10 protein-coding genes and 3 pseudogenes are annotated in these 8961 nt (G+C 52.8%); all 13 read right to left on the bottom strand.

Features of this window, described 5'->3' with window-relative positions:
* Window positions 1–131: 131 nt before the first annotated feature.
* Window positions 132–368, bottom strand: a complete 237-nt coding sequence (locus JCM12539_RS12030; protein WP_054651748.1) for a YggT family protein — start codon at window positions 366–368, stop codon at window positions 132–134.
* A 35-nt stretch (window positions 369–403) separates the two neighbouring features.
* Window positions 404–694 carry a hypothetical protein gene (locus JCM12539_RS12025; protein WP_054651746.1) on the bottom strand — a complete coding sequence of 97 codons (291 nt, stop codon included), beginning with the start codon at window positions 692–694 and terminating at the stop codon, window positions 404–406.
* A 219-nt stretch (window positions 695–913) separates the two neighbouring features.
* The gene (gene gnd, locus JCM12539_RS12020; RefSeq protein ID WP_054651744.1) at window positions 914–2332 is read right to left on the bottom strand and encodes an NADP-dependent phosphogluconate dehydrogenase; all 1419 of its coding nucleotides are present in this window, start codon (window positions 2330–2332) and stop codon (window positions 914–916) included.
* 96 nt (window positions 2333–2428) lie between these two features.
* Entirely contained in the window at window positions 2429–2992 is a 564-nt protein-coding gene (locus JCM12539_RS12015; protein ID WP_082405524.1) for a YceD family protein, read from the bottom strand.
* A complete protein-coding gene (locus JCM12539_RS12010; protein ID WP_054651740.1) occupies window positions 2982–4145 on the bottom strand; it encodes a nucleotidyltransferase in 1164 nt (387 codons plus the stop codon). The genes JCM12539_RS12015 and JCM12539_RS12010 overlap by 11 nt, the downstream gene beginning before the upstream one ends.
* Window positions 4146–4186: 41 nt before the next feature.
* A pseudogene (locus JCM12539_RS12005) lies at window positions 4187–4931 on the bottom strand (class I SAM-dependent DNA methyltransferase).
* Window positions 4928–5290 carry a ribosome silencing factor gene (rsfS, locus tag JCM12539_RS12000; protein ID WP_054651738.1) on the bottom strand — a complete coding sequence of 121 codons (363 nt, stop codon included), beginning with the start codon at window positions 5288–5290 and terminating at the stop codon, window positions 4928–4930. Before rsfS ends, JCM12539_RS12005 begins: the two are co-directional and overlap by 4 nt.
* The gene (yqeK, locus tag JCM12539_RS11995) at window positions 5287–5892 is read right to left on the bottom strand and encodes a bis(5'-nucleosyl)-tetraphosphatase (symmetrical) YqeK (RefSeq protein ID WP_054651736.1); all 606 of its coding nucleotides are present in this window, start codon (window positions 5890–5892) and stop codon (window positions 5287–5289) included. Before yqeK ends, rsfS begins: the two co-directional genes overlap by 4 nt.
* Window positions 5879–6445: pseudogene (locus JCM12539_RS11990) on the bottom strand (nicotinate-nucleotide adenylyltransferase). Before JCM12539_RS11990 ends, yqeK begins: the two are co-directional and overlap by 14 nt.
* A 107-nt stretch (window positions 6446–6552) precedes the next feature.
* Window positions 6553–6678 (bottom strand): hypothetical protein, encoded by a 126-nt coding sequence (locus JCM12539_RS14905; protein WP_263849803.1) that lies wholly within the window; start codon window positions 6676–6678, stop codon window positions 6553–6555.
* Entirely contained in the window at window positions 6621–6821 is a 201-nt protein-coding gene (locus tag JCM12539_RS12945; protein ID WP_263849802.1) for a YhbY family RNA-binding protein, read from the bottom strand. The genes JCM12539_RS14905 and JCM12539_RS12945 overlap by 58 nt, the downstream gene beginning before the upstream one ends.
* An 82-nt stretch (window positions 6822–6903) precedes the next feature.
* On the bottom strand, window positions 6904–8028 hold the full coding sequence (gene yqeH, locus JCM12539_RS11985; RefSeq protein WP_054651734.1) for a ribosome biogenesis GTPase YqeH: 1125 nt from the start codon (window positions 8026–8028) through the stop codon (window positions 6904–6906).
* Window positions 8015–8544, bottom strand: a pseudogene (locus JCM12539_RS11980) (YqeG family HAD IIIA-type phosphatase). Before JCM12539_RS11980 ends, yqeH begins: the two are co-directional and overlap by 14 nt.
* Window positions 8545–8961: the final 417 nt, after the last annotated feature.

The following is an 8961-nucleotide window of genomic DNA, read 5'->3' as shown; positions in this document are numbered from 1 at the left end:
CAGGGCGTTCAGAAACTGGAGTGTAACTCGCTGGGGACATTAAAAATGCCACCCACCTGGATGGCATTAATCACAAAACACTTATTGATCCTAGCTTCTTAGTCCCATGCAGTACAGTTGCTGTCAATCTACTAGATAATTCTTCCAAGCAACCATAATACTAGCCACAAAATTAAACCCGACCACATTGGATCCAAGCGCGGAAATGCCCTTTGAATGGCACCCAGAGCGGGATCAATGATGCGGCTTAGCCAACCAAAGGCGGCACTACGAGTGGCACCCGGAATCCAAGTCATAATACAGTAAATGAGGAAGGCCAGTCCGTAAAGGTACAGCAGGTAACTAATAAAGTTGAGTAATAAATACAATAATTGTCCCTCCGTTTTTGCCTACAAGACATATCTTACCGTGCTAATCGCCACACGTGTTTACCTAAAACGAGCCAATAGACGTACGTCAATGCAACCGCAAAGACACCCGCGACCAGCATCGCCCGCCAGGCATTGTTACTAGTGAATACCTGGACCCAAGTCCAAACCGTAAAACCAGCCGCCATCACGCCCAGAACTACGTAGGCCCCCAGCGCCACTCGACCAATTTGACCGGCAGATTGTCCCCGCCGACGACGATTAGCCGTCGTAATCAAACTGACAAGTTCTACAACCAGGACCACGTCAACAATATACATCCACACAGGATTAACCCCCATTATTGACCACTTAAAACGTGGTTTCAGTAAACATATTATAAACCTTTTTAATTCTTAACCAAGTTGGCTAACACCGTCAAGTTCTGCCATCCATCAATCAGATGTAAGCGTCACGGTATTACTCCTCTTTATACAGAAAAGCCAGATGGTCGGCGGAAATACCCGTCTAACACCATCTGGCTTTGCTTTAGTTGGTAATAGTTGTTACTGCTCGGTGTACCACGTGTAGTGGAAAGTACCCTCCCGGTCAGTACGGTTGTACGTGTGGGCGCCAAAGTAGTCACGCTGAGCCTGCGTCAAGTTAGCTGGCAGTACCGCAGAACGATAGCTATCGTAGTAGCTAATGGCTGCAGAGAAGCCAGGTACGGGAACCCCAGCCTTGACTGCGAGGCCCACGAGGTCACGGACGGATTCCTGGTAGTTGCGCGCAATGTCTTTGAAGTAGTCGTCGAACAACAGGTTCTTCAGTTCGGCGTCCTTGTCGTAGGCATCCATGATGTTCTGCAAGAACTGGGCGCGTATAATGCAACCAGCACGCCAGATCTTCGCCAGGTCGCCGTACTGCAAGTTCCAGTCGTAATGTTCACTAGCAACCCGCATCTGTTCGAAGCCCTGAGCGTAACTCATCAGTTTGCTAAAGTATAGCGCCTTACGAATCATCTCAATGGTTGCAGCTTTGTCAATCTTAACGTTGCCTACTGGCTGAGGCAGTACCTTGCTGGCAGCCACACGCTCGTCCTTCATGGCACTGATGTAACGGGCATAAACCGATTCAGTAATCACGCTCTGCGGTACACCAAGTTCAAGGGCGGATTGGGAACTCCACTTACCCGTACCCTTGTTGCCGGCCTCATCCAGAATCAAGTCAACAATTGGCTTGTCAGAACCCAGGTCGTCTTTGCGGGTCAAAATCTCGGCGGTAATGTCGATCAGGTATGAGCTCAGTTCGCCTTCGCTCCATTCCTTGAACACGCCGGCGATTTCATCAACGGACATGCCTACTAGGTTACGCATCACGTTGTAACTCTCGGCGATTAATTCCATGTCCCCGTATTCAATCCCGTTGTGCACCATCTTAACGTAGTGTCCGGCACCGTTAGGCCCGATGTACGTTACACATGGCTGGCCGTCTTCAGCCTTAGCGGCAATCTGGTTCAAAATTGGCGCAACCAAATCGTACGCTTCCTTCTGACCACCTGGCATCAATGAAGGTCCTTCGAGGGCACCCAGTTCACCACCGGAAACGCCCATCCCGATAAAGTTAATGCCTGACTTGTCCAGTTCGGCGTTACGGCGCATCGTGTCGCCAAAGAAGGTGTTACCGCCATCAATCAACACGTCGCCTTTGTCCAGCAATGGTAACAATTCGCCAATAACGGCGTCAGTCGGCTTGCCGGCCTTCACCATCATGATAATGCGCCGTGGCTTTTCCAAAGAAGCCACAAAGTCCTCAACGGTGTAACTTGGTACCAGTTGCTTGTCGGGATGGTCGTCCACAACCTTCTTGGTCTTAGAACCAGTACGGTTGTATATTGCCACCGTGTTACCGCGACTCTCAATGTTGAGTGCGAGGTTCTTTCCCATTACGGCCATACCAACAACGCCAATTTGTGGTGTATCCATAGTTTTCGCTTACCTCCTAAGGTAGTCCGTCCGCAGACGGTGCAAACATTCTTACCCTATCGTATCAGAATCACGACCGATTGCAACGGGACAGCTTTACTTTTTGTTAGCGTCGTCATCATCGTCGTCAAACATATCGGCGAGTCCCGCAAAGGGGTTCCGGCGCTCCTTTTCCGCGTCTTGCTGCGCGCGGAATTGCTCGTCCGTAATGAGCCCCCAACCATCGCCACTCGGCAATGATGTGGCCTGCTGTTCCTCTTCCGTCAGTACGCGGGTGGGAATTGCCAGCAAGATGTTATCCGCCACGCCAGGCAGTAGGTCAAGGTGGTCGGTGTTCAACGGTAATAACAGCTCGTCTTCTTCATACTGATCGGCATGGGCGGGGTCAGTCAGGTAGACTTCATCGTAGGTAAACTGCAGCGGGACCAACACTGGGGTCAAACTCCGCGTAGAGGGTAAAGTGACCGCGGTATTGATGGTGACGTTGACGGCAAAGTCGCCGCGGCTATAGAAAACGTAACCCTCTACCCGCACGGGCTGCAGGTCCAGAATATCTTTGTTCCGCGCCTGCAAATCCTTTTTGAGATCCACCTCTTCTTCGAAAGCAAAGGGTTCATCCCGGTATTGCGTTAAGGTGCTAGTCGACCAATTAAGCATCATTTAAGTCCTCCATGATGGGCACGCGCCCGTAATTCTGCTCGTGTCCTGTAATCGTTGTTATCAGAGCATCCGCACGGCCAATCAGTCCGAACGGGCCGTCTGGTTCCAGCATGTCCCGGCTCACCCGACTCACTAGTGGTAACGTGACGTGCTTCTTGACTTGTTGCAGGTACGCCCGCCCAGCGTCGGTGAACCCCAGTACGTGGGTCACACGCTGATGACGGGCCCGGATGACGTCACCGCGCCGCATATTCAGCGTAACCGCTAGGGCCAACCGCCGCAACCGCGCGTACGTATACCGCTTAGACTTAACCACCCGCAAAAAGTCAGCAAAATCATTTGCGTCGCCCACCGCAGCCTGGAAACGGTGCTCTAGGCCTTCCGCCATTTGCTCGATAACCGTGAGCTCTGCGGGAGCGGCCGTTTGTAGCCGGTATCTGAGTAGGGGCCAAAGTTGCTGCCAAGATGTCGTCCGCACTGCTCCCAGCGCAGCTAGTGTGCTTGCGGGCACCAAAGCATCAATCCCTACCCCCTGCCGTATCCGGCTACGCACAGCACTGGCACTGGCCATCGTGCCACTAGGGCCGAGGTCAGGATCATCATGATCCACGCCTTGCCGACCGAACGGTATTAACCGGAGCGGCCGACTCAATTCTAGGTTAGCCAACGCGTAGCTTAATCCCAGCATCTGGTTAGGCGCGGTCACCTCGCTACCCGTTTCGTGATTGATTGCGGCGGCTAGCTGACTCGCGTAGGTCTGTCGGTAGTCGGTGAATTCGTCACGCTGTTCGCCCAACAAGCTTTGCACATTCCGGGCCAACGCCATGTAGTCCAACTCGGGGCCTTCCGTTCCAAACGCCAGACTAGTAACACCCAGCGAATCAAGTTGCGCCAACGCGCCACTCGCAAACTGACTACCCGATTGCACCGCATCGTAGACGGGCAGCTCCACCACCAAATCGGCTCCCGCAGCCAAAGCCATGCGGGTCCGCGTCCATTTATCGACGATAGCTGGTTCACCACGTTGCACAAAGTTGCCGCTCATCACGACCACCACCACGTCCGCGCGCGCAAGCCGACGCGCAGCCTGAAGCGCGTAAACGTGACCATTATGGAGCGGATTAAATTCAGCAACCATCCCCACTGCGTGCATCCTATACCCCCGTAATACCATAATTCAAAGTTTAAAACCGGCTAATCGGACGTCTTCACGGCAGAAAAGAACCAACGCTTGCTTTCTGGCGTGACTTCCTGTCGGCCAAAGTCAGCCGTAACCTGAATGTCATCAAACCCAGCGGCGGTCAGGGACGCCACAAAATCCGCGACCGGATACGTCCGCTCCTTATGCGTTTCAATAAACGGCTTGTACGCATCCAGATCTTCTTGATAAACAAAAAAAGGTCAGGTCATGTTCTACCGAATGTTCAACCTCGCCTGCGTAACTATGCCACATGAACGCGTAATCCTCAGTCTGGTAATTGTACATGTAACCAGGGAAAACGTCGTCCATCTGGTGCAGTGAGTGAGCATCAAACATAAACCGCCCACCAGGCTTGAGAACGTGGGCTACCTGCTTGAACGTGGTTTGAACATCCCCAAGGTTGGGCATGTAGCAGATGGAATCGTCAAAGCAGGTCACAACGTCATACGGCCCAATATCACCGAGGTAGCGCATATCTGCCTGAATAATGGGTAATTCTACCCCCGCAGCGTCCATTTTGGGGCCCGCCAACGTCAGCATGTCTTCACTTAAATCAGACAGGGTCACATCGTATCCCGCCTGAGCCAGCGCAACGGCCAACGTGCCGCTACCACCAGCCAGCTCCAAAAGTTGCTGGTTAGCGGGAGTCACCCGTGACTGAACGTAATCTAACCAATCCGCATACAGTGTATCGTCCATCAAGTGATCGTACACCTGCGCAAAACTGGTATAAATCATTCAGCCGCCATCCATTCCTGCACGTCCACTAACGGTGCATCCTGCCAGAATTGTTCTAGGTTATACTGCTGCCGTTCTTCTGGCGTAAATACGTGAATCACCACGTCGCCGAAGTCCATCAGGATCCACTTTGAACCCTTCCGCCCCTCGATGCTACGGACATGGACGTCGTTAGCAGCCAACTGGTCCTCAATGCTGTCAACGATTGCCATTACCTGACGTTCGCTGTTACCAGTCACAATTAAGAAATAATCAGCCAACAAGCTGACCTTACTCATATCCAACGCCACGATATCCTCGCCGCGCTTGTCGTCAGCAGCTTTCACTGCGGTTGCCAAAATTGCCTTACTGTCTGTCATCTGTTCTCCTTATTCACTAATGCGTTAAAAGTTTTCAGCGTTTTGGGGTAAACCAACTGTTGCCGGTTAATCAGAAACGTTAACGTTCCCTGCAATTCGGCAATCGTTGCCTTACTCAGACTAGTTTGAGCCAAGCCCCGCGCCCGTACCTGTGCTGGTAGGTGCCGTAACGGTTCAATATAATCGGCCACAAACGTTGTCATATCTAATTCAGTCATGTGGGGATCACCAGTCGTGTGCCGCTCAATTGCCTGGAGCACCAACTCGTCGTCAATCCCCAGCTCCCGCTTGATAAAGTACGTGCCCACCACACCGTGCCAGATTCCCCGGTTGTAGCGCAGTAATTTGGGGTTATACCCGTGAGTTTTAATGACCCGTTCATACTCGGCCACCGGCACCTGCTTCGCGTAGTCATGTAGCAGTCCGGCCAGCCCCGCGCGGTCAACATCTAGCCCAAAGCAGACCGCTAATTGCCGGGCCGTTGCCTCGACCCGCACGCAGTGGTCAAACCGCGGCTGATTCAGGCGTCCGTGCATGCGTTCAATCATCTCAGCGCGGGACAATCCGTGCGTTAAGGAATCTGGGTAGTTAATCATGGTCAAGATACAACCCCTCCTTACGGATATAAGAATCAACACAGTCCGGAACTAGGTAACGAATGCTCCGTCCGTGGGCAACCCGGTGACGGATAGCCGTTGATGTAATATCCAATAGCGGTGCATCCACCCAAAGAACGGGAAACTTGCTGGCTGGTGGGTATCCCGGGACGCTTGACCCCCACAAACTGCACCATTTGTGCTAACTGCTCAATGTTCTTCCAGGTAGGCAGATAGTTGACCATATCAGCACCAATGATGAAGTAATAATCCGTATCGGGGTGCTGTTCGCGCAGGTACCGCATGGTGTCGTACGTATAACTAACGCCACCACGCTCAATTTCGCACAACTCCAACCCAAACAAAGGGTTATCGTGAATGGCGGCTTGGAGCATCTCCACCCGATACTTAGCGTCAATCGCAGTTTTCGCATCCGCGTGGGGCGGTGTGGCATCAGGCATAAAGTACACCTTTTCCAGCCTAACTGGTTACCAACCTGATCGGCCATTACGAGGTGCCCCGTGTGCACGGGGTTGAAGGTGCCGCCAAAGAGGCCCACCTGCTTACGGTGATTATCCCCCAGCACTTTGGCCCGAACCTGCGCAACCACATCAGCACTAATAACTGGTTGCGTTAATTTTACTGATTGTGTCCGTGCCGTCATATTTAGCGCCCCAGTTCGTCAACCTGTTCTGACAGGTGTCGGTTATCAGCATTTGCCGCCACTTTGTACACTACGACCATCCGGCCGATTGTCTGCGCAATTTCAAGTCCAGGTAGCGCCTGCTGCAAGTACGCGCCAACCTCCTTAGGCCCGTATCGGACGTTTGTAACAAACTGACTTTAACCAGCTCCCGTGACTCAACGGCGTCCGCCACCGACTGCACCAAGTGGTCAGATAATCCGTTTTTGCCCACGTTGACCAAAGGCTTCATGGTCATCGCACGGCTACGCAAAAAAAATGTTTCTGTTTTCCTGTTAGCATTATTGTCGCTACTCCCTTATTCCGTTCTGTCGTCAAATCAGTGCTGGCCGTAGCAATACGTCAACACCCTCAGGCGCGTATCCGGCGACGGTTACACCGGCCGGAACGGTAATCCACCCTAATCCGGCAAACACCAAGTCTGAATCCTCCTTGGGCGTAAACTCGGTGCGCACCAACGGCGGAAAATCGGCCAGATCGTCTGGGCGCGGTGGCTGCAGAAGAGCCCCACGCTGACGGGTATCAAAGTCATCAGCGTTCTCCAGCTTGGTGCGGTGGATCAGCAACTGATTATCCACGTACGCGGTAAACCCGCTCCGGTGTCCACGCACAAAGTCGAAGCGCGCTAGTCCCGCCAAAAAGAGGGTCTGTCCCGACTCCAGCTGGTAGGTCTTGGGACGAATTTCCTTCGTGGGGGCCACTAACTTCAAGTCCTTATCACTCAGATAGTGCGCCATCTGGTGCCGGTGAATAATCCCCGGAGTGTCGACCAAACCGTGACCATCATCCAGAGCAATACGAATGCGGTCCAAAGTTGTACCGGGAAAACGGGATGTAGTGATCAGGTCCTGCACCCCACTAGTTTGCTTGATGATGCCGTTAATTAGCGTTGACTTCCCGGTGTTTGTCACGCCCACAAAGTAGACGTCCCGGTCGCCGCGGTACCGGTCGATAACGGTCAATAACCGCTCGATGTCCGCCGGCTTCTTTGCACTCATCAGCACCGTTGAGACTGGGCGTAATCCCTGATTGTGTGCCTGACTTTCCAGCCAATTACGCACCCGGCCCCGCTTAATGGACCGCGGCATGACGTCAGCTTTATTACCCACCAATACCACCGGATTGTCGCCAACAAATCGGTGTAATCCGGGAATAACGCTACCGTTGAAATCGAAAATATCGACGACGTTGACAATCAGCGCGTTCTCCTCACCGATTGTGTTCAGTAAGCGCAAGAAATCGTCGTCCGTTAACTCAACGGGCTGGATTTCATTGTAGTGACGTAACCTAAAACAACGCTGACAGTAAACCTCAGCGTCCTCGTCAGTGACTTTAGCTAACCGTGCAGCTGGTAAATAGCCTGCTGCCTGCGGATTAGTTGTTTGCAACGCTGCACCACAACCGATGCAGTAAAGTGTTTCCGTGTTACCTACGGGCATCAATATCCTCCTTGTACTCTAAGCGTCCTCGTAGACGCATCCCCATCATGATAAATCGCTCAAAGAAGCGGTTAATGCGCGTATTCCACTGGTCAGTTTGCACCAGGGGCCGGACCAACACCGTACGAACGCGGGCTAAATTACCCGCAATCATATCGGTCAGAATCTGGTCGCCCACCATAATGCACTCTTCTGGTCGTAATTTTAATCGGCTCATCGCCTTATTAATCCCTACCGGTAGCGGCTTGAGCGCCCGCGCTTGGTGCGGCAAGTCTAACCGCCTGAGGGCATGACTAATACGTTGTTCATTGTTATTCGACACTACCATGACGATAATGCCCGCCGCCTGCATGGCCGCCAGCCAGTCACGCAACTGTGGGGTCCCATCAGGGTTATCCCAGGCAATCAGCGTGTTATCTAGGTCAGTCAGTACGGCTTTGATACCCTGGCTTTTCAAAGTTGTCGGCTTAATGGTGTAGATTGCACCACCAGCCAGGTTGGGGTCAATAATGACAAAATTTACTCTCCTCGTCTATATCTACAAATATCACTTCATTATACCCAAAAACGGGGCTTAGTGATACCCAAAAACGGGGCTTAGTGCGAACTGGAGCGATATTCAAATACCAGTGTCAGGCGCCGAGCCCGAATGTCCAGTTTTCGTTAAGAATGGTCCCGGTTTGAAGTCCTGTTTGGTGGGAGTGCCGTAGGGGGTGCTGTGACTTTGTGGACCGCTCCACGGTTACCGTTGCAGGTGGCTGGTCGTACTGGCGTAGTGGCTCCGGTTGAGCGGCTGGTGCCTGCGACCGGTGCTGTGAGCCTCACGCTCTCGCCCTTGCAGGGCTACCGCGAATTGCCGTAGCCCGAGCAAAGCCCGCTCGGTCTAGCCAATTTGATTCTGTATGTCGGCTACGCCTCCTACAGAACTGCGGG

The sequence above is a fragment of the Lacticaseibacillus pantheris DSM 15945 = JCM 12539 = NBRC 106106 genome (assembly GCF_001311175.1).
In the GTDB taxonomy this organism is placed as follows: domain Bacteria; phylum Bacillota; class Bacilli; order Lactobacillales; family Lactobacillaceae; genus Lacticaseibacillus; species Lacticaseibacillus pantheris.
Note: the sequence above shows the minus strand (reverse complement) of the source record. Positions and strands in the feature narration are given on the sequence as shown.